At 57.9% G+C, this 26,814-nt stretch carries 21 protein-coding genes and 3 pseudogenes; 8 read left to right on the top strand and 16 right to left on the bottom strand.

The features are described from left to right. The first annotated feature begins 103 nt into the window (after nucleotides 1-103). From XH85_RS13245 to XH85_RS13210, 8 genes and pseudogenes are all read left to right on the top strand, one after another. Entirely contained in the window at nucleotides 104-1,636 is a 1,533-nt protein-coding gene (locus tag XH85_RS13245; RefSeq protein ID WP_164940923.1) for a class I adenylate-forming enzyme family protein, read from the top strand. 164 nt (nucleotides 1,637-1,800) lie between these two features. Beyond that, nucleotides 1,801-3,117, top strand: coding sequence for a preATP grasp domain-containing protein (locus XH85_RS13240; RefSeq protein WP_128932158.1), 1,317 nt, complete (start codon nucleotides 1,801-1,803; stop codon nucleotides 3,115-3,117). A 344-nt stretch (nucleotides 3,118-3,461) separates the two neighbouring features. Further along, on the top strand, nucleotides 3,462-3,719 hold the full coding sequence (locus tag XH85_RS46520) for a hypothetical protein (protein ID WP_245474245.1): 258 nt from the start codon (nucleotides 3,462-3,464) through the stop codon (nucleotides 3,717-3,719). Nucleotides 3,720-3,755: 36 nt separating this feature from the next. Next, nucleotides 3,756-3,902 (top strand): annotated as a pseudogene (tnpB, locus tag XH85_RS47970) (IS66 family insertion sequence element accessory protein TnpB); the annotation flags it as partial. Between the two features lie 289 nt (nucleotides 3,903-4,191). Next, nucleotides 4,192-4,425, top strand: a pseudogene (locus XH85_RS13225) (IS66 family transposase); the annotation flags it as partial. Beyond that, a pseudogene (locus XH85_RS47965) lies at nucleotides 4,424-4,641 on the top strand (transposase domain-containing protein); the annotation flags it as partial. The pseudogenes XH85_RS13225 and XH85_RS47965, both read left to right, overlap by 2 nt. A gap of 78 nt (nucleotides 4,642-4,719) precedes the next feature. Further along, nucleotides 4,720-4,866 (top strand): hypothetical protein, encoded by a 147-nt coding sequence (locus XH85_RS47605; protein ID WP_338025632.1) that lies wholly within the window; start codon nucleotides 4,720-4,722, stop codon nucleotides 4,864-4,866. 276 nt (nucleotides 4,867-5,142) lie between these two features. Next, entirely contained in the window at nucleotides 5,143-5,406 is a 264-nt protein-coding gene (locus tag XH85_RS13210; RefSeq protein ID WP_128932157.1) for a hypothetical protein, read from the top strand. 1,968 nt (nucleotides 5,407-7,374) lie between these two features. Here XH85_RS13210 and XH85_RS13205 read toward each other — a convergent pair. The 16 genes from XH85_RS13205 to XH85_RS13130 form a co-directional block, all read right to left on the bottom strand. Continuing rightward, nucleotides 7,375-7,602, bottom strand: a complete 228-nt coding sequence (locus tag XH85_RS13205; protein WP_128932156.1) for a hypothetical protein — start codon at nucleotides 7,600-7,602, stop codon at nucleotides 7,375-7,377. Nucleotides 7,603-8,192: 590 nt separating this feature from the next. Continuing rightward, a complete protein-coding gene (locus XH85_RS13200) occupies nucleotides 8,193-8,870 on the bottom strand; it encodes a 2OG-Fe(II) oxygenase (protein ID WP_128932155.1) in 678 nt (225 codons plus the stop codon). A 6-nt stretch (nucleotides 8,871-8,876) separates the two neighbouring features. After that, complete coding sequence (locus XH85_RS13195; protein ID WP_164940756.1) at nucleotides 8,877-10,079, bottom strand: GFA family protein; 1,203 nt, start codon at nucleotides 10,077-10,079, stop codon at nucleotides 8,877-8,879. 1,140 nt (nucleotides 10,080-11,219) lie between these two features. Then, a complete protein-coding gene (locus tag XH85_RS13190; protein ID WP_128932154.1) occupies nucleotides 11,220-12,062 on the bottom strand; it encodes an electron transfer flavoprotein subunit beta/FixA family protein in 843 nt (280 codons plus the stop codon). Nucleotides 12,063-12,734: 672 nt separating this feature from the next. Next, on the bottom strand, nucleotides 12,735-14,489 hold the full coding sequence (gene nifA / locus XH85_RS13185) for a nif-specific transcriptional activator NifA (protein ID WP_420837908.1): 1,755 nt from the start codon (nucleotides 14,487-14,489) through the stop codon (nucleotides 12,735-12,737). A gap of 252 nt (nucleotides 14,490-14,741) precedes the next feature. Beyond that, on the bottom strand, nucleotides 14,742-15,578 hold the full coding sequence (locus XH85_RS13180; protein WP_128932152.1) for an SDR family NAD(P)-dependent oxidoreductase: 837 nt from the start codon (nucleotides 15,576-15,578) through the stop codon (nucleotides 14,742-14,744). A 634-nt stretch (nucleotides 15,579-16,212) separates the two neighbouring features. Beyond that, nucleotides 16,213-16,401, bottom strand: a complete 189-nt coding sequence (locus XH85_RS13175; RefSeq protein WP_128932151.1) for a hypothetical protein — start codon at nucleotides 16,399-16,401, stop codon at nucleotides 16,213-16,215. 14 nt (nucleotides 16,402-16,415) lie between these two features. After that, entirely contained in the window at nucleotides 16,416-17,528 is a 1,113-nt protein-coding gene (locus XH85_RS13170; protein ID WP_128932150.1) for a nodulation protein NodZ, read from the bottom strand. Between the two features lie 171 nt (nucleotides 17,529-17,699). Further along, nucleotides 17,700-19,724: a carbamoyltransferase family protein gene (locus XH85_RS13165; RefSeq protein WP_164940922.1), complete on the bottom strand. Its 2,025-nt coding sequence runs from the start codon at nucleotides 19,722-19,724 to the stop codon at nucleotides 17,700-17,702. Between the two features lie 307 nt (nucleotides 19,725-20,031). After that, nucleotides 20,032-20,820 carry an ABC transporter permease gene (locus XH85_RS13160; protein WP_128932148.1) on the bottom strand — a complete coding sequence of 263 codons (789 nt, stop codon included), beginning with the start codon at nucleotides 20,818-20,820 and terminating at the stop codon, nucleotides 20,032-20,034. Between the two features lie 3 nt (nucleotides 20,821-20,823). Then, entirely contained in the window at nucleotides 20,824-21,744 is a 921-nt protein-coding gene (nodI, locus tag XH85_RS13155) for a nodulation factor ABC transporter ATP-binding protein NodI (RefSeq protein WP_206732819.1), read from the bottom strand. 2 nt (nucleotides 21,745-21,746) lie between these two features. Next, entirely contained in the window at nucleotides 21,747-23,456 is a 1,710-nt protein-coding gene (nodU, locus tag XH85_RS13150) for a nodulation protein NodU (RefSeq protein WP_128932146.1), read from the bottom strand. 12 nt (nucleotides 23,457-23,468) lie between these two features. Next, complete coding sequence (gene nodS / locus XH85_RS13145; protein WP_128932145.1) at nucleotides 23,469-24,098, bottom strand: nodulation methyltransferase NodS; 630 nt, start codon at nucleotides 24,096-24,098, stop codon at nucleotides 23,469-23,471. 11 nt (nucleotides 24,099-24,109) lie between these two features. Continuing rightward, complete coding sequence (gene nodC, locus XH85_RS13140; RefSeq protein ID WP_128932144.1) at nucleotides 24,110-25,486, bottom strand: chitooligosaccharide synthase NodC; 1,377 nt, start codon at nucleotides 25,484-25,486, stop codon at nucleotides 24,110-24,112. A 17-nt stretch (nucleotides 25,487-25,503) separates the two neighbouring features. Beyond that, nucleotides 25,504-26,163 (bottom strand): chitooligosaccharide deacetylase NodB, encoded by a 660-nt coding sequence (gene nodB, locus XH85_RS13135; RefSeq protein WP_128932143.1) that lies wholly within the window; start codon nucleotides 26,161-26,163, stop codon nucleotides 25,504-25,506. Beyond that, a complete protein-coding gene (locus XH85_RS13130) occupies nucleotides 26,160-26,792 on the bottom strand; it encodes a NodA family N-acyltransferase (RefSeq protein WP_128932142.1) in 633 nt (210 codons plus the stop codon). Before XH85_RS13130 ends, nodB begins: the two co-directional genes overlap by 4 nt. Nucleotides 26,793-26,814 lie beyond the last annotated feature (22 nt).

The following is a 26,814-nucleotide window of genomic DNA, read 5'->3' as shown; positions in this document are numbered from 1 at the left end:
CAACCGAAGCATGTGATCGGAGCCTCGCCAAGCAATTCCGGGTTGCGGCTGAAGCGCATTGGGATAAACGTAATGTGCGGGCCTGAGGCGCATGGATAACAAGTTGGATCTCTGCACACTGATCGAGCGAAACGCTGCGTATACTCCCGGCAAAACCGCGATCCATTTCGAAGGGCAGAGTCTCAGCTACGCCAGCCTCAATCGACGGATCGAGCGGATCGCCCGCGCCTTCAAGAGCCAGCTCGGCGTCCAAAGGGGAGACCGGATCGCGATCCTCAGCCTCAACAGGCCTGATTATCTGGCGCTGCTCTACGCGTGCGCGAGACTCGGCGCAATCCTCGTACCATTGAATTGGCGTCTTGCGGCCACCGAGCACCTTTTCATTTTGTCGGACTCCGGGGCAAAAGTGCTCGTTCTTGAGCAGTGCTTCGGCGCAGCTTTGCCTGTCCTGACGAAGCAAGTGCCCCATGCCTCTCTTGTCGGGTTGGACTTTACGCCTCTCGGCGGCTGCAAGTTGGACGATCTCCTGGACGGAGACTGTGGTGACGGACGCAATCCTCGCGCGGAGCCGTCTTGCCCGCTTCTGATCGTCTATACTTCGGGCACCACAGGGCGACCGAAAGGCGCCGTGCTGCGTCAGGAAGCGTTGCTGTGGAACAGCATCATGAGTCAGCACATGCATGACCTCACCTCGGCCGATCACACGCTGGCTGTTTTGCCGTTCTTCCACGTCGGTGGCTTGAACATCCAGACGACGCCGAGTTTGCATCACGGCGCGACGGTGAGTATCCACACCCGCTTTGGGGCGGAGACCATGCTTGATGCGTTCGAGCGTGACCGGCCGAGCCTGGCAGCCCTGGTGCCAGCCATGATGCAGGCCCTGGCCAGCAATGGTCGATGGGAAAGTACCGACCTATCCTCGCTCAGAGCAATCTGTACCGGATCGACGATGGTGCCTCAGCGCCTTGTCGAGCGCTTTGTCGCGCGCGGCGTTCCAGTCCTGCAGGTTTACGGTTCGACGGAGACCTGCCCGATCGCTGTGTATACGAAGCTCGGCGGAAATCTCGTGCCTGAGGGCTCAAGCGGCTTGGCAGGTCTCTGCTGCGAAGCGGCGATCATCGATGATTCGGGCAGCAAGTTGCCGCCCGGTATCCCAGGCGAAATCGCAGTCCGTGGGCCCAACGTTTTCTGCGGATATTGGGGCAATCAGCAGGCAACGCGTGAGGCTCTGAGCAATGGTTGGTATCGCACTGGGGACATTGGCCGCTGCGACGCAGATGGATATATTTGGGTCCACGACCGCAAGAACAATCTGATCATTTCGGGCGGAGAGAATATCTATCCGGCAGAAGTAGAGCGTGTGCTTACGGACCATCCGGATGTCGCGGAATGCGCCGTGGTCGGTCGACCCGATACGCACTGGGGAGAAGTACCGGTCGCTTATGTGATCAAGCGACCGGGTGCCCGGGTCGAGGCGGAAGCGCTGACGGCACATGTCCAGTCACAGCTCGCCCGCTTTAAGGTGCCGCGCGAAATCATTTTCACACAAGAACTACCGAAAACCGCGTTGGGCAAGATCCAGCATTTTTTGCTGAAGGATCGCCACGCGATCAGCCCGAAAGGAGCTATCAATTGAGATCGGCAGATTGAAGGCGGGCCGTGCTCTCCCGGTACATCGCAGGTGACATCGAGACGGCGCAAAATCAACCTTCGCTCAGTGCCTCACCACGGCGCAGCAAGTTCAACATTGTTGGCATGACGATCCCTGTCTGATCGCGTCCAGATGCCCGGAGGTCGCGGATGCCGCGGATCTTGATCATGAATGCCGGTACGGCTCAAATGTCGGGCGCCGATCTGACACCAGCTCAACTTTCGCTGGCCGCCAACTCGGCATACCGTTCGGCGTGGTTTGCCCAGCAAGGCGACCTAATAGTCTCCCCGGTAGTCATCCCGGCGGATCTGCTATCCTTCATTGGCGCGACGCTCGATTTCGACGCATCGAGTCTTTTTCTGCTCGTACCTGAAGGCGGCCGCCAATCGCCGGTCCTTGACGACTGCACATTGCTGTCCAAGACTGTCGTTGAGCGGATCAACAGACATATTCGTCAGAAATCAACTTGGCGATTGTATCCCTGCTACTCCACTGAAGGCGTCGCACGCCTGGCGGCCATGCTGGGCATACCGAAGACAGGCGACGACTTCGCTCTGCAGCGAGGGCCTGATCTGTTGAACCGCAAGAGCCACTTCCGTCAATTGGCGACAAGCGTCGCACTTCCGCTGCCCAATGGATCTGTCACGACGGACTCTAACGAACTATTCAGAGCGGTCACTTCCCTCAGATCCGAGACCGGCAGAGTCATTGTAAAGCTGGACAATGGAGCCGGTGGAGTCGGAAATGTCATCCTGACCGGCAATGAAAGCGATCCGCTACCTGGGGCAAGAGATACCCGGCGAATTTCATGGCCGTCGTTGGATCCTGACGCGCTTTGGTCTGAGATGACAACAGCGTCGTGTAAGACGCTGGTCGTGGAGTCGTACCACCTGGCCAGGTCTTTGTTCTATCTCGAGTATGAAATTGAGGATGATGGTTCAATCGTTTTCATCAACAGTGGAAACATACGTGTGCGTAAAAGCACAGATCGATCCGAACGAGCTCTGATCTGGACAGGACTTGAGCTTCCAAGTGACCTGAGGAACGAGCAATGGTTGACCGCCCAGGCGCACGCCTACCGATTTGTGGCGCTTGCGCGAGACCTGGGATATCGCGGAATGATCAACATTGACGCCATTTTCGCGAATAGCGGACGGTTGCTGTTTAATGAAGCGAACGGCCGCTGGGGTGGCGGCTCGGTGTTACACAGTATTGCCGTCCGGCTGCTGGGCTTCGACTATTCCGGTTGCAACGTTATTTTATCCGTGAGAAATGTTCGATCACGGTCCCTCCAAACAGCGCATGATCGTTTCGGCAAGGAAGGATTTCTATTCGACCGCACACGTAAGGAGGGCGTGATCCCGCTTGCCGCGGACGAAGAGGCTGGCACGGTGGAGTGCCTTGTGATTGCGCGCGACAGGCCCGCGGCCCGCGATCTGCAGAACCGCCTACTGAGAATGGCTTGATTGAGATATCGACCATATCTTGGACCGTTCAATTCATCCGAACTTGCCCCTGCTTCCGATCGCGCGCTTGAAACCCGTACCTGAGGACGTGACGTGAATGTCTGCTGCGTCTCTCTCTAGCTCTGTCAGCCCCAATCGCGACTACCCTTAAGTCGCTCCTGAAGTGCGTGCCGATCGGCGGTAAGCCTCCGAGGAGAGACGCCTTGCAGCGGACTGGCCTGATAGTTGAGAACTGTACGTATGGACAGCCATATGATCCGTGCGCTGAATCGACTTGAGTGGTGGAAACGGGCCGGCAGCGGCGCTGGTCTGAAGAGGAGAAGGCTCGGATTGTTTTGGAAAGCATGTCCGAGCCACGCCTGGTTGCGGCGACTGCGCGGCGATATGGCTTGTCGCGTTCTCTGCTGGTCACTTGGCGAAGGGCCTTCGCGGCAGACCGGACCAAATCCGAGGCTGGCTTTGTCAGGGCAGTTGTGGCCGAGGGTGGGGGCATGACCTCGGTGGCGGCCTCATCGGAGAGTGCGACAGCACATTCGACGGAGCATCGGATTGAGATAGAGCTGGCGGCGGCGTGTCATTGTCGATGCGGGGCGCGACGTTGAGGCGCTTCGTCGGACTATCGAGGCTCTGGATCCGCGATGATTCCAATCCCTACGGGAGTTCGGGTGTGGCCGGCGACGGGCCACACCGACATGCGCAAAGGCTTCGCCTCATTTTCGTTGCAGGTCCAAGAGGTGCTGTGCCGTGATCCCCAGAGCGGTCGTTTGTTCTGCTTCCGCGGGCCCCGGGGCGATCTATTGAAGGTGATCTGGCATAATGGCCAGGGAGCATGCCTGTTTACTTGGAGAGAGGTCGTTTTATATGCCGTCGCTGGCGGACGGCGTGGTGTCGATCTCGCAGGCACAGATGAGCTATCTTTTGTTCGGCATCGATTGGCGCAATCCCCAGGAGTCCTGGCGTCCAACCAGCGTGGGCTGAGAGTTTGTCGTTTGAATCTGGCGGCGAACATGATTCCATTTGGTCATGGACTCCGCCGGCGACGGACTGCCGCCCGATCTCGCTGCGGCGCATGCAATGATCCTGGCCGAGCGTGCGGCCAGGCTTGCGGCGGAGGCCAAACTTTCTGATGCGGCCAATGCCCAAGCAAAGCAATCGAGCAGCGAAGCGCTGATCTCCCACCTCAAGCTCGAGATTGAGAAGCTGCGACGGACATTTTATGGGACGCGCTCGGAGCGGTCGGCGCTACTGCTCGATCAATTGGAGCTGGAACTTGAGGAGCTCGAGGCGGCCGCAACTGAAGATGAACTTCGCCGGTTCTGATCGTGGCGCCGAGCCGGCTGCCGTGATGTCCACCCTCACCATGACGGCGGGTCTCAACGACATCAATCGAAAGCCTGGCTCGCCGACGTTCTTGCGCGCATCGCCAACATCCCACAGAGCCGCCTGTGCGAGTTGTTGCCTTGGAACTGGACGCCTCCTGCGTCGACACTCTTCACCCAGGCGCGGAGCTATGCACGTCCATAAAGTTCATGCCATCCTCACCTCGATCGCGTCGAAAAGGACCTCGGAGAGGACGAGGACCGGTGGGATGTCGCCAACGGAATGGAAACGGAGGCCGGCGTCATCTGGGTTTACGGCATAGGTGAAGACGGCGTCCTGGCATTCACCGACTTCGGCATCGAAATACAGATCGAGCTCATCAGGATGCACAAGGAAGACCCCAAACTCCTCAAGCGGTGGAATCCGTAATCCCTTGTCCGTGGCTTAGCTCGGATGGATACAAACGAGCGGGAGAGTTGGTGGGATCAGCCAAAAGCCGGGGTAAACGGAAGAGAGAGCAACCGCACGATGACCACTGAGGCGAGACCGCCTATCCTGGCTGCCTGCCGTTCTTCCACGGGACGATCAGCAAGCGAGGATAACGCACGCGTTCGCGGGCCCATTGGGAGATGGCCTACTTAAGTTAGGAGTGTCGCGGCTTTCTGGCGAACTGTATGATTTTAGAAAGCCACCGGAGTCAGCCAGATGGCCCCTCGCCAGAACGCGTGCATCGCAAGGCATCACGAAGACAGCTATCGGCGCATTCAAGCTGTCGGCGGCGAGGCGCTTCCGCTGAATAGAGCCAATTTAGCGCACGTATTGAGCTATGGTGACTGCCTTGTCTTCTACAACGGAAGCGTCAATCAGATCATGGCCTTCAAGATGGGCGTTTCGGTGCTGTCAAGGCCAACGAAAGCCGCTGACCCGCCCTACTCTCCGAACTACCTGAGCCTTAAGCTTGCAGAGTGATCCGCTCAAAACGCGCGGCCCTGATAGCGGGCCGCGGTTAGCCCACCGCACCCGTATAGCTTTCGAGCAGTCCGCACCCGTTTGTTCCGGCGGCATTCGCACACAATCAACATCCACAACAGCACGACCGCTAGGGGGGCCGTCAGGCCAATCCAGTGGGACCGCACAGAAGTTCAACGAGAAGGGGCGGCATGGTAACAAACGTTCCATCGGCCTCATTCACCAAGATACTCAGCCACCGCAGGCTCCAAGCGCCCACAGGCAAGCGACCGTGATTGCGGTGAAACGAGTACAGCGCCAATTGCTAGCGCAATTTCCATCGTCGGCTTCGTTCTATTGCGCGGACCACCCACCAGACGGTGTATGTGAAGGAATTCCTCCGCCAATCGACTATCTGGACACCATTGTCCGTCACTCTCACGGAGAAGTGGGTTGAGGTGCAATAATCAAGGCCACTGTAGAGTCGTGGGCACTTGGGCGTCAGTATCAATGCGACTCCGCACCGAAGTGATATATCCTCGGTAGCGCACCGGCGATGTGACATTCACTTTCGAAGTCGTAACCGTTTGTTATGCTCCGGTTACGCGGACTCTGATTCTGTTGTACTGCGGCCTTCATGTTCGTACACGCTGAGGACTTCGCGACCGAGCGCATGAGCGAACGCGACAGCCGCTGAAGCCGCTCGAATACGTTGCTCCATGTTGCCTCGCGAACAATAACGGGGCGGACCCGAAATGGCCCTGAATCATGTCAGGCCCGCCCCAGCATCACAGCCCCTGCAAGGCCGGTGACGCTCACTGCACCCAAGCAAGCAACGTGCCTTTTTTTCAAAAGGCTGCTGTACCTCGCCTGGCTGTGTGTACTTGTCGAGTCTGTCCTATTTTGTTCTGTCCCACTGTCCATCAGGACGCAAAATGTTTGCAACCCGACATTCGCGTGTCAACGTTGAACTCAAGCGCAGGTAAGCTCGCAATCGCACAGAAAGGCGATCGCATCGCTCCGGAAGTAGCGCTGACGCTTGCAGTCTACACCCTGCCGATCCTAACCAGCGATGGGAATTACTCGAGAGTCCAGGTTTTATTCTGAGTATCGCCGACAATAAGCTGTGCATCGACAACAAAACCGCGTCACGAAAGATGGCAATCCTACTTGGCCCCACCAATTCAACGGGTCAGTTGCTCAGCAGCTCGAGGGGCGCGACGATTCGCGGCGCGCACAAACCGAATTCCGCTGATTACTCGCAAGTGCCTATGGTACGATCATCCTGCAAGCGCAAATCCGAGTCGTAAGGCAAAGCACGAAAATGAGTTCATGGGACGGGCTTAGCCCTGGCCAGTTCTTGGCGCGAGTAGCGTTTTCACTCGCTGTAACGTCCGCCGTCGTCGCCGTGACTTTCTTCGTAATCCGCTACATGGCGGGCTTTCATCGATGAATCACAGCAGGCGCAGTGATCAAACATCGCGCTCTGCCGGACAAACCGATAATAGGCGCAACAAAACCACGAAAGAAGGCGATGGAACGCCGAATTTAGGCGCCCATGCGGGATTTGTTGCATTAATCGGTTTTCATTGAGCATTGAGCGCTACGATTTCAGCGTTGAACGAGGGGCCTCACGAAGGCAATCTCGGCACCCTGGGAGGAACACAACGGGAATCTTTGGCTATTTGCTGCACAGGAGCAGGACATGGCTAACCATTTGTACCATCTCCGTATGGGCAGGTTCGGCGATCAGGTGCTCGATGTACAGCGGCTCATCGTCTTGCCGCTCGCCCCTGCGACAATCGTCTAATCAGTGCTCGCTTCGCGTCTATCACAAAGTACTCCGCAATTAGGCCGTTCTGTTGCCGGGCCATGCCGGCCGCTTGCAGACGCGAGCCGAGACGTGCTGCGAGCTGCTCTGCGACGGTGCTGTTGTGAGACCCGGCGGAGTCATAGTGATAGGCAACGGGGGCGGCGGGCACGCGGCGATCAACCAGCAGCAGCGACCAGTCGGTCGCCGCCGCCGGTAACACCACCATCGTTCACAGTCACGAACAGGAAGTTGGCGGTACCGTTGTCATGCTGATCATTGACGATCTGCCGGAAGGTTTGTGCGTCGCTCCGGCTCCGAATTAAGCGCAGCAGCTGGGCTTGCCCGGGTTGAACGATCCGGGTCTGGGCGGTGAGATCCGGATCGTTCCTGTGCAATTCGGCCACGAGGGCGTGGTCGGCCGGGCGTCTGCCGACGGGGAAACCGACAAGTTCTCTTGCTGGCCCGCGCTGCCCGACTCATGGAGCCACCCGCGAGTTGAGGTAAAGTCCATCCGTTCTCACTTTCGAAATGAATACTCAGGACTCGGCTAATGCACGACGATCGAGCAAAAGACCGCGTGCGATTAGGGGCTTCAGATGAGACTTCTCTTCTGATGGACCCTGCAAAGGCCCAGTTCGCGCCCATCCGTCCCAAATCAGCCCGAGCATGCGGCTGTTTTGCTAGGTGTGTAGCTGTCGAGACCCTGACGACAACAGGGCCTTCCTGCGCGCGGCGCGATTACACCATCGCGCACGCGCCGACGCGCCTCTCGGTTCGAGGCAGCGACGATGACTTACCACAACTACCTGAGCAAACCCTTGCCCGGATTACGCGTGGTGGCCTTTACAGGCAGCAAAGCTAGCTGTGGCTTCCGACCTGCATTGTGGCAGCCTTTGCGAGGGACAGTCTGACCACAAGATGGGCAAGCTACCAATCTCTTCTGAGAGCTCACCCGTTACCCAAGTCATCCCAAAGCCATTTCAGCCACCCCACCTCATAAGCCCGCGGTAGAACTTTCGATGATCCGGCGGTTCGCGCCGCTGCGTTTTGAACAGAAGTAGACCAGCGATCGTCGCTCGCCGGTCAGCACAGGCTTCACCTCATGCTGGACCCTACATGTGGTGACAAGCACGGCGCCAAAGGGCGGTCGGTATACTTGGTGTTCGTACCCGCTTGGATATACCACGAACTCACCGCCCTCGAAGTCCCTCGCCAGCTGCACAATCACCGAGTACTCGAAATCCGGATCGCTCGCAGCATCCAGATGAATGCCAACAAAGGAACCAGGGGGCATCCGATGCATTTGGCATCGGCGAATCACGTAATCTGACGTGGCTCCCAAAATCTTTCTTAGCGCGAAGCTGCGGTCTTTCCTTTCAAGTAGTTCCATGATCTGCCCTGGAGCTGCACCACTCGCGTTGCTAGGCGCGCGGCCGGGCGGGTCTATCCTCACGCGTTTGACGAAAACATTGTGCGAGTCGCCGGCATCTCCCTCCCTCACTTCTTCTTCGGGAATCTCAGCCTGCAGCTGATCGATCTTGGCCAATTCATCCTGAGTGAACAATATCTGGGGGCCAATCACGACCGTCCCCTTCACCAACAGCTCTATGCGGTATTTTGTCAAAGCCTCTTCTGAAAGCAGACGGGGTTTATGATTCATTGCGCGCGCCATTCGAGTTCACTCCAGGGTTTTATCTTCGACGCAGGACTCCAGGTCCTGGTGCATCGAGCGGAATGCTTGGTCCCAATGCTCGCCATCGAACTCGCTTATTGTTATGCGTTCGATGGTCCTGTTATCCAGGCATCGAATATTTACGCTGAATCCGGACGGGTTCGACCGCGGCCTATAGAATGGCTTTACGCCACACACCCGGCAAAACGTGTGCCGAGCGATGTTCTTGTTGAACTGGTACGCCGTGAGGAATTCTTCGCCGCACTCAATACCAAGCTTTTTGCCAGGTACGAGCAAGTGCAGAAATCCAGACATTTGACAGATTGAGCAATTGCATCGAACTGCAAAGAGCTCTCGCGGCGCTTGGACGTAGAACTTAACAGAACCACAATGACAACGGCCATGGTGTTCGACCTCCGACTGATTATCATGAAGTGAGACAATTCGGAGCAGATCGCGGCACCACTGTAAGTTGAGCCGATAGGCTCGATCGAATTCATCCAAAAAGCGATCATTACGGTCAGCCGGGACAAGGTCGCCAATCAGCCGGCTTGTCATTTCTCCGTGATACTTCTCCGCGGGATCTTCTCCGCCGACATGGCTACGGAAGTACTCAAGATCGTCAGGCCGCGCCTTAAAGGTTTTGACCAGAGTGGTCCATAGCGACTGGATCATGTCCGCAGCGTGTAGCTCAAAAGCGACCATGTAGGCACAACGCACTAAGGGATCTTTCGATGACAATCCGGCATAGAGAGAATGCAGGTACCGCTTAGTCGTGGCGCTGTAGTTGGGCCGTATTGCGTTGCCGAGTAGTTGCGACGCATCCTTTCTAAACAGGTTCGAGTGGAAGTTTTCAGTCACCAGTATATCGGGTAGCGCCGCCTTTCCGCCCCGGAGAATTTGGCCATAACCACCCGTCTCATCCCAACAGATGAAATTTGCGACCACGCTGGTTAGTTCAACGTCCCTCGCAAGATCTCGATTGTGATTCATTGCATCGAATATGAGATCCTTTTGCGACCCCGCCTGCAGGTACGGGAACGCCTGTGACATGGCCAGATATTCAGGCAGCAGGCTAGCGACCTGGTGCTGGGACATTTCCGCAGCGAACGGATGCGGGCCGAACAGGGCTCGCGCTTGCTCAGTCAAATACTCGCAGCATATCTGCGGAGGCTGACCGGGCGTAAATCGAGGCGCTTGAGATGTCATTTAACCCCTGGCGATGAGGAGAGAACGGTACTTGACGGAGCAACTTCGTATCGGGGCCAACTATTAGCTACCGCGAATTCGTTGGTTTCGATGGGCTTGTGATCGCGTTTACCATCCAGGCGAAATTCTTGGTGGCCACCTTCGCGGTAGCAGACAGCGGCATGCTCAGTCCTGCTCGCGCGCATGGAAGGGAACGCGTTCATCAGCTGAGCGGCGGCGATCCAGACGGATTCCGGTCCACGAAAAGTCCGATGCCGCGAATTCCCGGCACGGCCAGCATTCGCTTGCAGAGCCAAGGTGAGATTTGCGCCGCGCAGGCCCTCTCGGTTTCTGCTCCTGCCAGTCGGTCGAACCGCTATGAGCTTCATACGGCATTACAAGGACTATCCGCATCTACCTGGCTCTTGCGGCCTTCGGCCGCAAGCTGCGCGAAATGCCGGCTGCTGGCCGGCACGAGCTTCTCGAAGAGACCGCCGCTAGGTTTCGCGTTCGCGAGCACCCCCCCGCCGTCTTCTTGCATGCTTACAGCAATCAACGTGCCAACTCGTGCACTCACTCCACAGATTCTGAATACACTGACAAAACGCTAGCGACCGATCTCTCATTGAAAGAGTATTGAACCTGACAGCGCTTGCACGGCCGTCAAAAACCAAACGGGCGAAGAGCCAGCCGCCACTCACAATGGGTATAGGCTGTTGAATCGCGGAGATTGGTCCAAAGGTGCCACATAGGTCGGCTTCCCGCCCTCAACAGCGCGACAGTGCTTTGGGCGTTCGGGCGCTAGTATGGTGATCCCGGGTCGCGGACGTAATCCGTCTTCGCTCGTGACAACTACGCGCGAAACAGTCGCCTCAAGGCCGTCGAACACGACCATGCAGTGGGATCTGGACGCATGCGCAGCCCTTTGTCGATCCGCCTGACAATCGCGTCCAACTCCGGACATCGATCGAGGCCATAACGTGGTCTACGGAACATGCGGTCCCAGGTGATCGCGAGCAATAAAGAACGCCATGCACCCAGAATGCGCTGGTTGCGGGCTGAGATGCCTAGCTACATCTTCCGCGCTCACTTGACACGGGTGCCTCTTGGCGTTGGTACATCCTTAGACCGTTTCGATCTGTCGTTGCCCGACTCTCCAGATCAAGCCTCGCGGACGAGTGCTGCAAGATCAGCTTCGAGCTTCGGTTGACGCTTGAAAATCGCGTCTATCAGCGCTTGCGCCGGTTGCTCGGCGGCCTCAACCAGCGCCGCCTTCTCAGCCCGCGCAGAGGGAGCGAACACTCGCTTGACGACGGTCGGCGATCCCTTGAGGCCGCATTTGGAGACGTCTTCGATGCCGGCATCGTGCGCGCTCCATTTCACGATTTGGGCACGCGCGGCACGCAAGGCATCCGCCATCGCGCCGCGCCGAATCTGATTCGTTGCCTCCAGCATGGTGATGAGACAGGGCAGCCTCGTGTGCAGCACCTGGACACCACCTTCGGAGCGTCGTTCCGCTTCAATTGTATGGTTGGCGAGATCTAAGGATCTGACCTTCGCAACGTAAGTTAGCTGCAGTACGCCCAGCCGCTTTGCGATGCCGGGCCCAACTTGCGCCGTATCGCCGTCGATGGTCTGCTTTCCCGTGAAGATGAGGTTTGTCGGGCCATATTCCTTATCAATTTTTCGGATGGCTGTTGCAAGTGCATACGTTGTTGCCAGGGTGTCGGAGCCCGCAAAGCAGCGATCGGTGAGTAGGACGGCGCGATCGGCGCCATAAGTCAGCGCCTTTCGCAAAGAATCTTCCGCCGATGGCGGTCCCATTGTAAGCACGGTAATTTTGCCGCCGAACCGATCGCGCAGCTCCAGCGCGGCCTCGAGCGCGAAGAGGTCATATGGGTTGATGATGGTCGGCACTCCCTGACGCATGATTGTATTAGTCACGGGGTGCACGCGGATCTGCGCCGAGTCCGGAACCTGTTTGATGCAGACGACATTGTGCACGGTGTTGCTCCAAAAGTTGCGACAGCTGCGAAGAGCAGAGCAAGTGTTGTACCATCACCCGCCCCGTTGGAATCGGCTTGCCATCGCTCAGGCTTAGACCGGGTGATGCGTCCCTCTAGCTCGCTCTTCCCGACGAACAATGCCAACATAAGTCAGGGCTGCGACAGCGCTGTTCCGCGGGGCGCGCCAGCTGAGTGAGGCCAGCTTGCGACAGATTACCGCCGCTAATCACCAGCGGGCGGCGGACCGGTTGACGTTCATTGGGCATTGCCGCTCACTAAAGCGCGATGAGATTAAGATGCATCGTCATCGCGCTTTAGATCCTTTGTTTGAGCATGATCTTTTCGGAACACCGCTTCACACTTTTCCGTATCATGCTCTAGTCCGAGCTTGATCGATGGATAGGCATCATAGCTTGTTAGAGGTGAGCAACCGACGATTCGCGATTGGATGGCCCGCAGGTGACGCTCGATATGTCATGGCACGCAAGTCCATCTCTCACCGAACCACGTGAGCCCGCCTTTCGACAGCCGTCCCACGAGCGGTGGTTTCGCTCGGAGCCAAGTTGCCGCCGAGGGGGGGCCCATTCCCTTCAGATTGCGATGAGATTGCCTATCGGAGATCGTCCTCATATAGCTATTTGGCACTAGCAGTTCTGGCCGATGTCGTCGTTCAGAACCGCTTTATCTCGATTCCATATTTCCTCAGCGCGTAGCCGATCTGGCGCGGCGTTAGTCCGAGCAGGCGCGCTGCTTTTGCCTGCACCCAGCCAGATTTTTCCATGGCCGCAATGACCCGTTCGCGATCGGCCATCTTCGCGCCACTAACGAGAACTGTGCCGGGAGGCCCCAGTGAGGCCAGTTCGCCGTCGACAGACTGGACCGGCTGGGTCGCTTCAGCTAGCGGAATGATGGCCTTTGCCGGCACCGGCGGCATGGGTGCGGGCTGCTCTTTTCTCTCGTCCGGCGTGCTTTTCCACAGCATCGCGGAAAGGCACTGGCCGTGGCAGCATGCAAAGTCACTTCTCACGATCGATGATCCGGCGCACAGCGTCGCTGTCCGCTCGATGCAGTTTTCGAGTTCGCGGACATTTCCCGGAAAGCCGCAGTTCATCAGTACATCGATCGCACTCGCCTCCAACGTCAGAGTACGACCGTTCTCGTTATTGAAATTTCTGAGGAACTCCCTGGCAAGCGGAGGAATATCACTGCGTCTTTCGCGTAGCGGTGGCAACAGTAAGGGAACTACGCTGATGCGATAGTAAAGGTCCGCCCGGAACTCGCTCCTGGCGACAGCCTCTTCAAGGTTCCTGTTGGTCGCAGCTATCACTCGAACATCGACCTTAATAGTCTGGTTGCTGCCGACGCGCTCGAACTCTTGCTCTTGCAAAACGCGCAGCAACTTCGCCTGGAACGGAGCTGAGATCTCGCCGATCTCGTCAAGAAAAAGCGTTCCTTTGTCAGCAAGTTCGAAGCGTCCCTTGCGCGAGCTGAACGCACCGGTAAAGGCGCCTTTCTCATGACCAAATAATTCGGATTCCAGGACGGTCTCAGGAAGCGCCGCGCAATTCAGCTTAACGAACGGGCGCTTGGCGCGGGACGATGATTCGTGAATGGCCTTGGCAACGAGTTCCTTTCCGGTGCCGGATTCGCCACGCAGCAGAACTGTGCTGTTCGATCTGGCTACAACCGCAATCTTCTCGAGCAGCCCGCGCAGCGCCGGACTATCGCCAATGATCCCATGGGCGTGCAGCTTCTTGCGCTCCCGAGAGGGTTGCCTGAGCTCTAATACTTCCTTTTGTAGCCGGTCCTTCTCCGCCATCAGTCGTTCGCGGTCGCAGGCGAACAAGCGGTGTAACTTCACTGTTTGTCCCACCAGGTTGGCGATCATGGCGAGCAGTCGCGCATCGTACTCGAGCGGGAGACTCGACCTATCGTCCCGGATGCGGTCGACCGTCAGCGTACCCACGACCTTCCGATCGATGCGAATGGGAACCCCGATGAACGACACTGGCATATTATCGGAGGCGCCGAGCACTTCCCGGTCGGCAGCGCTGAATACCGGCTCGGCGACCACGTTCTCGGCGACAAGAGGCCTGTCGGTCGCGATGATCTGGTCGATTGCGTTCCGCGGCAGTCGCATCCGGTAACGTTCGTCGCTGCCTTCGTTCCAGCCGGCGCCCACTGTAATGTCCGGCATGCCGTCCTCGTCGAACAGTGAGACGATGCCGTGTCGCATCTGCACAAACGATTGCAAAAGACCAACAACGTTGGCCAACGTGACTTCGAGCCGACAAGGAGCGGTAAGAATTTTCGATATTTCGAAGATGCCGGTGAGCGCGCTCTCACGCAACGGCTCCCCCGAGAGCTTACCCTCCGGTTCAGGTTGCGAGGCAGGTCTTTCGCGTGAGGAAGGGATATCCAGCATGAGGCGGCCTCCGTTGTCTTGATCATCCTCCCTGGTGCCTTGTCCTGGTTGGCGAGCTTCGTTTTGCATGTCACTCTCGATCTAACGCCAAGTGTTGACGAGATGACATAGAACCGTGACACCTTTTCATGGCACGACGATAAACTTACAGTGTGCCTTCATTCATTTTTGCGGATTGCTGCGCATCGTCAGCGGAGAAGATGAGTGCCGCTGCTGCCGCTCAAGTCAGCTGTGTCGCCAGGGCGGGCCGATTCACAGATGTTGCCCACCATTAACCGGCACCTCGGCCCCCGTGACATAGCTCGCCGCATCCGAGCACAGGAAGAAGATGACCTTGGCCACTTCATCCGGGGTTCCCACTCTGCGCAGCGGGATACTTGGCACGAGACGCGCTTCTGTGTCGGGCGATAACATGTCCGTCCTGATTTCGCCGGGCGCGATCGCATTCACACGAATGCCATGCGGCGCATAGTCGTGCGCCATTTCGCGTGTGAGGCTCGCAAGCGCAGCTTTCGACGTCGCATAGGCACTGCCGGCAAACGGGTGCACCCGCGATCCCGCGATCGAAGTCACGTTCACGATCGATCCTGACGCGGCTCTTAGCTCGTCAAACAAACCCTGCGCCAGCACGATCGGGGCCACCAAATTGAGATGGAACACCCTCATCCAGGTCTCGGTTGACGTCGTCAACGACGTCATCCGATCGCCAGCGGGCGTTTTCGGCGAGACACCGGCATTGTTCACTAGCGCGTGCAAAGGTGCACCGGCCAAGCGCTTCTTGACCTCAGTGATCGCGCGCGGCAGCATTCGATGATTGCTGAGGTCGATCTGGACATGATCTTCGTCCCCTGCGTGCCAGGGACATCGCTCGCCGTCGAACGGTTGACGCGCGCAAGAAATGATGCGCCAGCCCGCCTCCGAGAACAGCTTGGCAGTGGCATGACCAATTCCGCGCGATGCTCCGGTGAGCAACATCGCCTTCTGTTCTCCGCCATGAACGCGGGCTTTATCGGCGTGAAAGGGGCAACCCAAAAGTGTTTCGGGCAGCGAGCCTGTGATCAGATCGTCATTTGGCAGATCGAGACCCACGCCCGCCTCCTCTCCTGTTGCGCGCCGCACGCGTAGCAGGATTTGGGCCACCGCGATGCAGGTAAATCCGCTTCCGTTTTGCGTCCTAATGTCGCGCACGCGGAATGCTTGGCGGTTTCAATACACGGTGCGTTTGCTTTGTGACAGTGATGGTGCATCAGCTACGTAATGTCACGAGCACACTCGCCTGCGTCAAGACCAGGTTGCAAGCCGCACGTTATCTCCTGATTGCCCAGCGGAAAGGCCAGCGGAGGCCAGCGCCTCTCGTCGAAGCAACGATAGGTCAGGATAGCGGCCACGGCCAGTAGCCGCGTCAACTCGAAAACTGACGTTACCAGTTCGTACGTTAGATTCGGCAGCAACTGATGCTGACATCATCGTGCCCTGCTCTGCTGTGTCCAACACTGGTACGTCGCCGGGCGGATTGATTGCGGACCACGATCTGGCGTGCTGAATGTTTCCCCAAAATAGTGGATCTCGAGAGCGCCTGTCCGCACCTGCGAGCGCCCGACCGCCACGACGAAACTCGCCGGCTGAACGGCGCCCCTTTTGATATGCTCGTCCGCGATCGACCACCGATTAGCTTCGACTTGCGGGTCCGTCCGAGGCGAAGACGAAGACGTCTTCCACTTGTTTAACGCGGCCGCAGCACGTTGACGCCATTGTTGTCGACGTCGAGCTTCTGCGGAAGGCATTCGGCCGCCGCATCGTTCTGTTCTCCGCTGGAAGTTCGCGGCAGCGCATCCCCTTGGACAGGCAATTGCCGCCCCGAAAAGAACTGCCAGTACTGCTGTATGCAAAGAGCGGCAATCAGATCGATCAATCGAGCTACGACTTTCATGAAGCTACGAGATCTTTCGATTTTTCTTCAATCAAGATCAATCGGCTCGGATCATTCAAATCGAATTCTATAACGCGTGGGGCAACGAGACGCGCATAACGCGTGAAGGCGCTCGTCGGGGGAAAACGGATCACGGTGTCGCAGCGCGCAAGGAGATACATTTCGATGAGGGCGGAAAAGCCGCCCTCGGCTCCGAGTGCCGCGTTGTGCAATGGGCCGGCCTGAGGCGCCTGGAATCGTTTTGGGATCGTGAAAATATCAGGGAATATAGTCGAAACCTTCTCAAGGACGAGCGCGCTGTCCGTGCACAGGAAAGCCCTCACGGGTTTTGCGTGGGGTAACCCCCTGGCCTTATCAATGGCAATACGGACCTGTCGCAAGGCGCGCTCCGGGTCAGCCCAGTAGGGAGCATGCCCCATAATATCCTCGCCGTTGCCATGCCGGACATGGATGCCGATTACGCTGTACGATTCAAAGTGCTCGCGGTAGACAGCATCAATCCGAGCCTGAATTTCAGGTCGTGGCTTGATGCTCCGAAAGATTTCTCGTTCGGCCTCCTGATCGCAGCGCCACATCAGGCAGGCGTCACACACAACCGTGTTAGCGTCACTATCTTTCTGACTTTGGAACAGTTGATCGAGTTCGTCGCGTTCCCGGAAAATCTGCTCGTCCGGGCGATAGACGCAATCGATGGATGGCTTGTTCCACCATGCCGGGAAGAATGGTCCCGGAAATGAACACTGGCTGATCTCGTCACCGCAAATCACCCGCACGCCAGCAATGTCTTGAACCGGTTCGAAGAAAACTGGAAAGGCATTCGTGAATGGCTCATCGAGATAACAAGATCCCCGCCAATCAATGGCTAGCGTCCGTCCCGTCTGCTTTGCAAAACGCCAGGCTGCCGCCAATGACCACAGGCAATCGCCGAACCCTGTACGTCGCCGGGAAACTACGAACCGGTCATTCCTCGAACCGCTAAGCATCTGCATTTCCTCTTCCCGGGCTCCTGGTTGGACAACAGACGTCATCGCAGACATCTCACGTATCATCTCGTCCGAGGCCATGGCCTGAAATCGCGGTGCCGGCGAGCTGCGTCGGTAGAACTTCATAGCAGCGCTTTCCCTGGTGAGCCGCGTTCTTTCAACAGTTTGCGTATTTTCTTCAGCGGTGTTGCGTCGACGTACCCGATTTCAGGCGGATGCCCGATGCCACCCTCTGCGTTGGATGGCCTGGCCCCCTCACATGCAGGTATAGCCATGGCCATTGCTCATGAGTTCGGGCTATGTTTCGCTTTGCACTTTATTGTGCCCCGGAGCGCGCGGAGGATGCAGGCGAACGCCCCGCACCTCCCACACGAGCCGCAATTCCTTCACGAGATCTTCACGCTTGGCCTGGTCCAGCATGGTTGCGTCGAAAAGACAGCTGAGCGACGCCTCGCCCTCGATCCGCATCAAGATCTCGAAAAGCTCATGTGAGATACGCATACTATGGTGGGCGGAATGTCCCGTGCGGATCTCGCAGACCGTTTCCTGGCGATCTGGCGCTGTGTAGGAGCGAACACGATGAAGGGATGCATACGGCGGCAATGACACGCCCAGTGCACTCCAATCCTGCAGTGATGCTGGCCGCTTCCTGACGAGGAAGGGGCCAACAACAAGTCCGTCCAGGTCAGTCGTCAAGAACGTGGTGATCGCATCTGACACGGACTGCACGATCGGCTCGGCGTTGTTGTTAAACGAGGTATTTAGAAGAATCGGAATGCCCGTTCGCTTCTTGAACGCACTAATTACATCCCAATAGGTGGGGTTTGTCCTTCGCGATACTGTCTGCAGCCGAGCGGTCCCATCAACGTGGGTGATCGCACCGAGCACGTGACGCTTGGCTTCACGCACACGAACCACGAAGTTCATGAAGGGGAGCTGCCGCGTGCCGTCCGGCAGCTCAAAGAACTCGCTCGCATCCTCCTCCAGTACAGATGGCGCAAAGGGGCGATAGCCCTCGCGCTTCTTGACCATCGCGTTGATGCGGTCCTTGTTTTCCGCAGGCCGCGGGTCCGCAAGAATGCTGCGGTTACCAAGCGCACGTGGGCCGAACTCAGACCGGCCCTGAACCCAGCCGATTACAGCGCCATTTGCCATCCAGTCTGCCGCACTGGATGCTATGTCATCACTTCGTTGAATGTCGAGGTGGCCTGACCATGCGTTGAGCTCATGCTCTACGGCTTGCTCGCTCCCGAGATCGGGTCCCCAATAAACGTCCGGCAGTCGCTCGCGCGGCGCTGGCCTCCCCAGCTCGCTTGATACCATCAACGCAGCGCCGAGTGCGCAACCGGCGTCGTGCGCCGCGGGTTGAACAAAGATGTCGTCAAATAGCCCGGAATAAAGCAGCTTACCGTTCAGCGTGCAATTATGGGCTACCCCCCCAGCCAGGCACAAGCGTGTCATGCCCGTCGCTTCGCGATAGTGCCGCAGGATGTGGAACACGATCCGCTCCAGCGCTTCCTGCATCGAAGCGCTGACATCTCGATGTTGTTGGGTGAATGGCATTCCTTTTCGCCGAACCTGGATGTTGCCGACCAGGGCCGGACCGATTCGATCCAGGTGAACGCGATAGCCACCGTTGTCCAACAATTCGTAGAACTGCGCGAAGAGCGAGCGATAGCGAGCGGGATCACCATACGGTGCAAGCCCCATCACTTTGTACTCGTCGAACAACCCGTAGCCGAGATATCGGATCGTCTCGAGATAGAACAGCCCCAGGGAGTTATGTTCCGGGAAGCTAACAAGTCGCGCAATTTCGGTACCAGACCCCACCGCCAATAGGCCCGAGAGAAAATCGCCTCCGCCGTCGATCGCAAAAACGAGACTTTGCTCGAACCCGGACATGGCAAACGCGCTCACGGCATGCGCTTCGTGGTGGTTCACGAAGGAAAGCCGGGACGGATCGATCTCGGCCCCGACCTCCCGAGCCAGCAGCAGCCGCAGCAACAGTTTGGGGTCCAACGGAACGGGCTGAGAAACAGAAAGACGCTCGAGCATGGTTTTGCAGTAGGCTTCAGTCGCGTAGAACGCGATATGGTCGATCTCGCCGAGCGAGACTCCTGCGGTAGAAAGGCAGTATCTGATCGAATTGCTCGGGAACTTGTTGGAGTGCTTGACGCGGTTGAGGCGCTCCTCTTCGACAGCAGCAATTACGCGGCCATCCTGCACAAGAACCGCAGCGCCATCGTGAAGAAATGTATTCGGCAGCTCCGGAGAGCTTTCATAGATTCTGTCCAGACCGCCACTCAGCCCCAGGCACAACATCCCGTTCTCCATTTGATCCTGACGGGAAGGCTAACTGCCGCCCCACCGATCTAATCTGTACAGTCACGCCCCGCCGGGTGCGCGGGCCAGACAGCACAACACAACTAAGGTCCATCTCGGCGCCTAGCGACAGGCGCTCGGAAGCAAGGCTGCTGGCGTCCGACACCGATCGGCCGTCGAACTGGCTCGACCGCGGCCTCTTAAGGCCATTGCAGAAGCTGCTCTAATAGACGAGGTCACTCCCGAGCTACCGCAGAAGCATCGTGAACTGCATCGATTTGACTTTCTCCGTTTTGCTCAACTCACGTCAACGCAGCAGGCGGCGCCGAAATAGTGCTGTCGACGCGAAAAAGGGCAAAACCGCGTAAACGCAGAGCGCACCTACGTGCAGGGCAGCACTGTCGGCACCGCGCTCAAGCATCGCTGGGCGAATAAGGTCGACCGCATGTGCGAGCGGCAATAAGCCGACGAAGTGCCGAAATGAGTCGGGCAGTTGGCTTGTCGGAAAGACCACGCCACACAGAAACACCATAGGAGTGAGGACAAGTGTCTGGTAAAACACGAAGTAATCGTAACTAGGCGCAAGGGATATGACGACCATCGCCAGGCTGGCGAAGACAAGGCCAGTAAGGGCGATTGTTGGCATCGCATAGAGAATGGATGGCCATGATGCATAACCGAGCGCGGCGGCGACGATCCCGATCGCTGTTCCGGCCAGAACGGACTTACTGGCCGCCCACACCAGTTCACCCAGAACGATATCGCCAAGCGTGAGCTGAGTAGAGAGAATTGCTTCCCAGGTGCGCTTGGCGTCCATGCGTGCAAAGGCTGCATACATGGTTTCAAAGGTCGCCGACGTCATGGCGCTGGTCGCGACCATGCCTGCCGCCAGGAACGCGATGTACGACGTCCCCTCAATGCGCCCCAGGATCAGTCCAAGGCCAAAGCCGAGGCCAAACAGATTGGTTAGAGGATCTGCGAGGTTGCCGAGAATCGATGCAAGTGCGACTTTCTTCCATGCGAGGAAGTTCCGACGCCATACCGCGATCCAGTTGTACGCGTTAGCGGGCATCACCGCCGCATAACTTTCACCCATCGCTCACTTCTCCATCTCGCGCCCGGTCAGCCGCAAAAACACATCTTCGAGATTGGGGGGGCGCTGCAGAATACGAAGGCCCGCATGCCCACGCAGTTGCTCGCGCACCTGCTCCGGATATGGCGCATAACAAAAGAGCGTCTCTCCACTCACTTCGACGCGCCGCGCATAGGGCCTGATCAGCTCGCAGAGCTGATGTGGATCACCCCCATAGATTTCGATCACGTTGCAGCCAATATGCTCATCGATCAGGTCGTCTGGCTTGCCTTCGGCGATCTTGCGTCCGCCCTCGAGGACACACAGCCGATCGCACAAGCGTTCGGCCTCTTCCATGAAGTGAGTGGTCAAGAGAATCGTCTTGCCCCGCGCCAGCAGAACTCGCAGACGTTCCCAAATCAGGTGGCGGGCGTGCGGATCCAAACCAGTCGTCGGCTCATCCATCACGAGCAAATGCGGGTCATTGATTAGCGCACGCGCCAGCGTCAGCCGCCGTTTCATGCCACCGGACAGCTCGGCAACGCGCGTGTCCGCTTTGCTCTCGAGGCGTGCAAACTCGAGCAGCGAGGGGGCGACCGCCTCGATCTTGCGAGTGCCCATGCCGAAGTAGCGGCCAAACACCAGCAAATTCTCTCGTACGGTGAACTCGAGTTCAAGGTTATCGAATTGCGGCACCACGCCGATACGCACACGTGCGACACGAGCGCGTGCAGGCACAGGCTCATTGAGCACCGTAATCTTTCCTCCGTCCGGCGAGATCATGCCAAGCAGCATGCGCGCGATCGTGCTCTTGCCGGCTCCATTCGGCCCGAGAAGGCCAAAGCATTCTCCGCGCGCGACCGAGAACGACAGCTCATTGACGATGATCTTGTCGCCAAATGATTTTCTCACGCCGGCAAGGTCGATTGCTACGGTGGACATGGTCACTCTTAGGCTGAGAGAAGTCGTTCGTCCGACAATGGCTCCCTTACCACCGTTTTGGTCCAGAGCAGGCCGTCGCACCACACATGCTCAACGCGTCCCCAGTGGCAGGCCGCGGCAGCATCCGGGAAGAATCCCCGCCCGTGGAGGTTAGCACTCGTATTGCAGAGCAGCGGAATGCCGGTAAGTTTTTCAAATTCGACGAGAAGCTCGGCGATTTTGTGCGGAGAGTTGCGGGAGATTGTCTGCAGCCGCGCCGAACCGTCGAGATGGACGACAGCGGGGACCTTGTCGCGCCATTCCGCGCGGGTTTGGTGATCGAACAGCATGTAGGGATCTGGCGTACCTGGGCTGAAAATCTCCGGCGCCCGATCCTCCAGACAGATCGGCGCCACCGGTCGGAAGTGCTCGCGACGCTTGATGTCGTTGAGATGATCCTTCATTGCCGGGGAGGTCGGGGCTGCAAGAATGCTTCTGCCGCCCAACGCCCGCGGCCCAAGTTCGGCGCGCCCGGAAAGGAAGATGACCGGCTTGTCGTCCGCGAGAATCGCCGCAAGTTCACGCAGACTGCACGGCGCCGCCTCCCAATCCGGCGGAAGCTCGCTGTCCTGCAGGGCCGGACCACTGTAGACTGACCATTCCAATGGCCCGAAGCCATTTTGCGCCGCCATCGCGCCGCAAGCAGCGCCGATTGCCGAGCCGCTGTCATTCGGAAACGGCGGCACCCAAACATCATCGAACAATCCAGTCGCACGAAGCGCGCTGTTCCACTTGATATTGAGACCGCAGCCTCCGGCGATACATAGATTTCGCGCTCCCGGAAGCGACGAGTGTTGCAGCAGAACCATCGCCATTTCCTTGACAAGAAGATGTTCCACGAACACATGAAACGACGCAAGGACGTCCTCCGCTCGCTTGGCCGTCAGGCGCAAAGCGCTTGCCTCGAAGAAGTCGTGCATAGCTGCAAGAGACGCTTCCGCATTGTTGATCTCGGCGCGGTAGCGACGAGCCTGCTCCGTGTCGGCGGCGAAGCGCTTTTCATAGAGCTCCTGAAACACTGCGACGATGCTTTCGTCGACAGAGCCAAGCGCGATGTAAGCCATCAGCTTGCCGGCGATGCCCAAATCCCAACTGGAGCGGTTCGGCTGCCTGTATGGGCCGAAGTGAAGGCCCGCGGCAGCATAGGCATGTCCGATCATCGGAAACAGGGATGCAATGAGCCGCGCCCCCCGAGGTTCGACATAGTAAAGACGTGGAAAGATGCAGCCGTCCCATACCAGACAGAACGCGGGTTTTCCCGCGTCGGCAAAGGGACTGGTGCTATATGCTGACGCGACGTGGCCTGTGACGTGCGGGTAGCTCTTATATGGAAACACCTTGCCTCCGAGGATCAGGCCAAAGCCGTCGACGGAATCAAGAAGGCCCTCAGCATGGCGCTCGACATATGGCGCCCCCTTCAGCGCGATCGGCACAGCTCCACTTAGGACCTGGAACTGCGACTCAATCTCCCCATCCCAGCCGTCGATGACGAACTGATCGATATCCCGCGGATCCAGGCCGTGCTCCGCCAAGGCGAGCGCGACTGCATCGAGATTCTCGACGGATTGGTAGCGTGGACCGTTGCCGCGCTTTTCTTGCTCGGTGCAAAAGACAAGCCGTCCGTCCTCGACGACAGCAATTGCCCCGTCATGTGTTAACTTGATGCCGCAGATGCGCATACGATCCCCTGGCTAGTGGCCGACGTTTGATTGTTCGGATGAGTGACCCGGCTTCCGGAACCGGACGATCAAGCAGTCTTCGTTGACCGACTCGGTGTGGCAGTGCAGACGTTCGACCTCCGATAGGCTCTCGTTGAAGAGAGCGATCACCGTTTCGGCACCAGCAGCATGCCCCCATCGTTGACATGTGGCATCACGTGCGGACCCGAAAATCAGAGCTCCATTTGGCGCAAGCATACTCACCAGGTTGCGGATAGCCGCATGCATCTCGACAATGTCCTTGAGGTAGTAAAGAACCTCAGCCACGACGATCAAATCGAACTGTTCAGTGGTCGAGAACCGCTGAATGTCGCAGGTCACCCACGTGATATGTGACCACTTCCTGGTCCGTAGTCGCGCTCGCTCGAGCGCCTGCGGCATGACATCGACAACGGTGAGCCGTTCGCATAGCGGAGCCAGCATGTCCGTGAATGCACCGGCTGCGCATCCGACTTCGAGGGCACACGAAACATCTCCGTTGCAACGCGACATCCGGAGCATTTGCGCGTATCGCTCCTGCTCGAAGGAACTACTGTCGAGACGCCATGGATCGTCGACAGCCAGCTCTCGCTCTAATAGCTGATGGTTTGCGTCCTGGATCATGAGCCAATTACCTACTTGCAGGCAGTCGAACGATCACTACCGCAAACACTCTCTGTTGCCGTCAGGCTCGATGAACACTGGGAAACCCTTGCCTTACGACTTGTACTAGACATTCCCCATTTACTTGCAGCACTTCGTCCAGCGTTCGGGTGCAGGATGACAGATTGCTTTTCCCCGTCGACCGGCACGTTGGCGACCTTGCGCGATAGCCAATCGCTGTTGCTCAATGTACAAAGCGCATAGGCCTTCAAAGGAAGTAAGAGAAAGATATTGATCGGTGTGTGGAGCGAGAAGCCGAGAAACCGCAGCTCGCGAGCACGAATGGCTGCCACACTGCACCGGACCATTGTCATTGCTGCAATCGTCAATCCCGTCCACCAGGGTACAGAGCCTGCGATTAGGAGCTGCGCGAGCGCAGCCAGTGATGAAAGGGCGAGAAGCAACGGGCCGAGATTTTGCCCGATAACGTCTAGCGTCAGATAGCCATCGAGCTCTGGCAGCAGGCGCAATGCGAGGAACGTGTCCCGGAAGGTACTGCGGGCCCAGCGGAGTTGCTGACGTAGATATGGCCCAAGGCGATCCGGGACGACTGTTGCTGCGATCGCGTCCGAGACGTATTCGGTTCGAAACCCCGCCTTGAGCATCAGGATCGTTAGATGGCGATCCTCGCCGAAATCGCTCGGTTTCCCACGAAAGAATTGCGTTTCGTATTGATCAAGAAGCAAGGCGAGCGCGGAGCGACGATACATGGCACATGGGCCGCAGCAGCACATGACCGCACCGAAACGCGCCTGCGCCGCGCGCTCTTCGTTGCACGCCAACCAGTATTCCATATCGATCAGCCTGGTCAGCCAGGTTTGGCTGCGATTGCTCGCTATCAACTGACCCATGGCCGCACCGATTTGCGGGTCATGCATCTTCAATACCAGCTTCGTGACAACGTCAGCGGCAAGTATCGTATCCGAGTCGACGTTGAGGACCAGGTCACCGGATGAGCTGCGTATCGCAGCGATCTGCGCTTTGCGTTTTCCAACGTTGTTTGCCAGCAAGATGATGCTGAACCTCGGATCGTTCGCATAGATTTTGTGTACAGGCGCGACAAGATCGCGATTTGCAGATCCGTCGTCGACCACATAGACCTGTAGCTTTCCGGTGTAGTCTTGACTCGCAAGCGACTCCAGACATTCGGCCAGCGTGATTGGATCCTCGTTGAAGCACGGCACGATGACGTCTACACTGGGAAGGTCCACCTCCGATCGGCCCAGGTTGTCCTGCATGGATGAGTCAATCGCCGGTTGGGCATAAAGCGCTTGCGCGCTCTTGTAGATCGTCGAGAGCAGCGCATAAGACGAAACAGCGACAGCACTGGTTGTAGCGAGCAGGTCCATAGGGTGTCAGTTTTTGTTCAGTGAAGTTGAGGGAGTGGACGGATTACAAACCCGCGCCGTTGTAGTGCCGGGATCAGATGTGACAGAGCCGCCGTGGTCTGATCACGCAGCGTGGCATCAGTGCACGGTCGCTCCTCATCAGGAGGATATCCGTCGTGCAGGAGCACAATTGCACCCGGGCGAACGCTCGCCAGTACTGAATTCACAATTCTATCAACCCCGGGACGGGACCAATCTCTCGGATCTATCGACCAGTGCACAGCTGTGAGACCAGCGCTCGCTGACACAGCGAGCACCTCTTGTGTCCACATGCCGTAAGGAGCTCGCATGTGCCTGGGTAAGGCCTGCGGGCACGCTGAACGAATCGCCTCGTTTCCCATCAGAACTTCATCGCGTACCTCCGCTGGTCCGCATCTGGATAGATCCGGATGCGTCATCGTGTGGTTCGCAACCTCGTGCCCTTCCGCGATCATTCGTCGAATGAGTTCAGGTTGTTCGGCCGCGTACGTGCCGATCACGAAGAACGTCGCCGGAATCCCATGTTGCGCCAGCACATCGAGCACCTCTGGCGTGCAAAATGGATTTGGCCCGTCATCAAAGGTCAAATAGACGGGGCGACTTCCGGCCACGTCAGCGTAGTCGCAACGGACAGCAGATAGGGGGAGATGCTCTTTCACAACTCAGGCCCATTCCGATCGATGATCGTCCCGGCCGGCCACTCGCTTATCGAGCGTCCAACCGGGAAAACCACCACGATCACGTCTTCGATGCGGGTCGGCGACAAATTGGGATAGACATCCGGATGCGTGGAGCGGACGCGAATGCCAGACATGAGGGTGGCGAGCCCCTGCCTTTCGACCAGTCGGGTCATATGTTTCTGAAGCGCAGGCCGAACCGTACCAAAGCCGAATGGAACCCCGAGCTCATGCAGTATCGGATACGTCACGCGCATTGCGTGGGTGATTCCCAGCCCTTCGAGATCCGGACGCACCGCATACAACCCCAGTTCGGCAACGAGTAGATCGACGCTACCAACCTTGATGAAGCGGCGTAGTAGACCGACATGAGCAGCTACCCCGTGCGCGTCGTAACCGATAATGCGGACCTCAGGCCTCGCCCCGGCCCAACTTCGGTTGCCCTCAAATGGCTGCGCATTGAACGCACCGGTCGGCCCGTAACTCTTCCGGAAAAACTCGGCGAGTTCGGCATGATCGGTGAGCTGCAATTCGCTTTCCCAGCGACGGGTCCACTGCACTCGAGCGCGCGCAGAAGGAGCTTCCGCAGTCGGGGATACGGCAATATTCATGGCGGGCTTCCTCGCGCCAGTG

It is taken from the genome of Bradyrhizobium zhanjiangense (genome assembly GCF_004114935.1).
GTDB lineage: Bacteria > Pseudomonadota > Alphaproteobacteria > Rhizobiales > Xanthobacteraceae > Bradyrhizobium > Bradyrhizobium zhanjiangense.
The sequence above is the reverse complement of the archived record's forward strand: the minus strand, read 5'-3'. Positions and strand labels throughout refer to the sequence as shown.

What these genes read in the sequence shown, in the direction of transcription:
- XH85_RS13240 (WP_128932158.1), top strand. Translation starts at nt 1,801, where the DNA reads ATGCCGCGGATCTTGATCATGAATGCCGGTACGGCTCAAATGTCGGGC.
- XH85_RS46520 (WP_245474245.1), top strand. Translation starts at nt 3,462, where the DNA reads ATGTCCGAGCCACGCCTGGTTGCGGCGACTGCGCGGCGATATGGCTTG.
- XH85_RS47605 (WP_338025632.1), top strand. Translation starts at nt 4,720, where the DNA reads ATGGAAACGGAGGCCGGCGTCATCTGGGTTTACGGCATAGGTGAAGAC.
- XH85_RS13210 (WP_128932157.1), top strand. Translation starts at nt 5,143, where the DNA reads ATGGCCCCTCGCCAGAACGCGTGCATCGCAAGGCATCACGAAGACAGC.
- XH85_RS13200 (WP_128932155.1), bottom strand. Translation starts at nt 8,870, where the DNA reads ATGGCGCGCGCAATGAATCATAAACCCCGTCTGCTTTCAGAAGAGGCT.
- XH85_RS13195 (WP_164940756.1), bottom strand. Translation starts at nt 10,079, where the DNA reads ATGACATCTCAAGCGCCTCGATTTACGCCCGGTCAGCCTCCGCAGATA.
- nifA (WP_420837908.1), bottom strand. Translation starts at nt 14,489, where the DNA reads ATGCTGGATATCCCTTCCTCACGCGAAAGACCTGCCTCGCAACCTGAA.
- XH85_RS13170 (WP_128932150.1), bottom strand. Translation starts at nt 17,528, where the DNA reads ATGAAGTTCTACCGACGCAGCTCGCCGGCACCGCGATTTCAGGCCATG.
- XH85_RS13165 (WP_164940922.1), bottom strand. Translation starts at nt 19,724, where the DNA reads ATGTTGTGCCTGGGGCTGAGTGGCGGTCTGGACAGAATCTATGAAAGC.
- XH85_RS13160 (WP_128932148.1), bottom strand. Translation starts at nt 20,820, where the DNA reads ATGGGTGAAAGTTATGCGGCGGTGATGCCCGCTAACGCGTACAACTGG.
- nodU (WP_128932146.1), bottom strand. Translation starts at nt 23,456, where the DNA reads ATGCGCATCTGCGGCATCAAGTTAACACATGACGGGGCAATTGCTGTC.
- nodS (WP_128932145.1), bottom strand. Translation starts at nt 24,098, where the DNA reads ATGATCCAGGACGCAAACCATCAGCTATTAGAGCGAGAGCTGGCTGTC.
- nodC (WP_128932144.1), bottom strand. Translation starts at nt 25,486, where the DNA reads ATGGACCTGCTCGCTACAACCAGTGCTGTCGCTGTTTCGTCTTATGCG.
- XH85_RS13130 (WP_128932142.1), bottom strand. Translation starts at nt 26,792, where the DNA reads ATGAATATTGCCGTATCCCCGACTGCGGAAGCTCCTTCTGCGCGCGCT.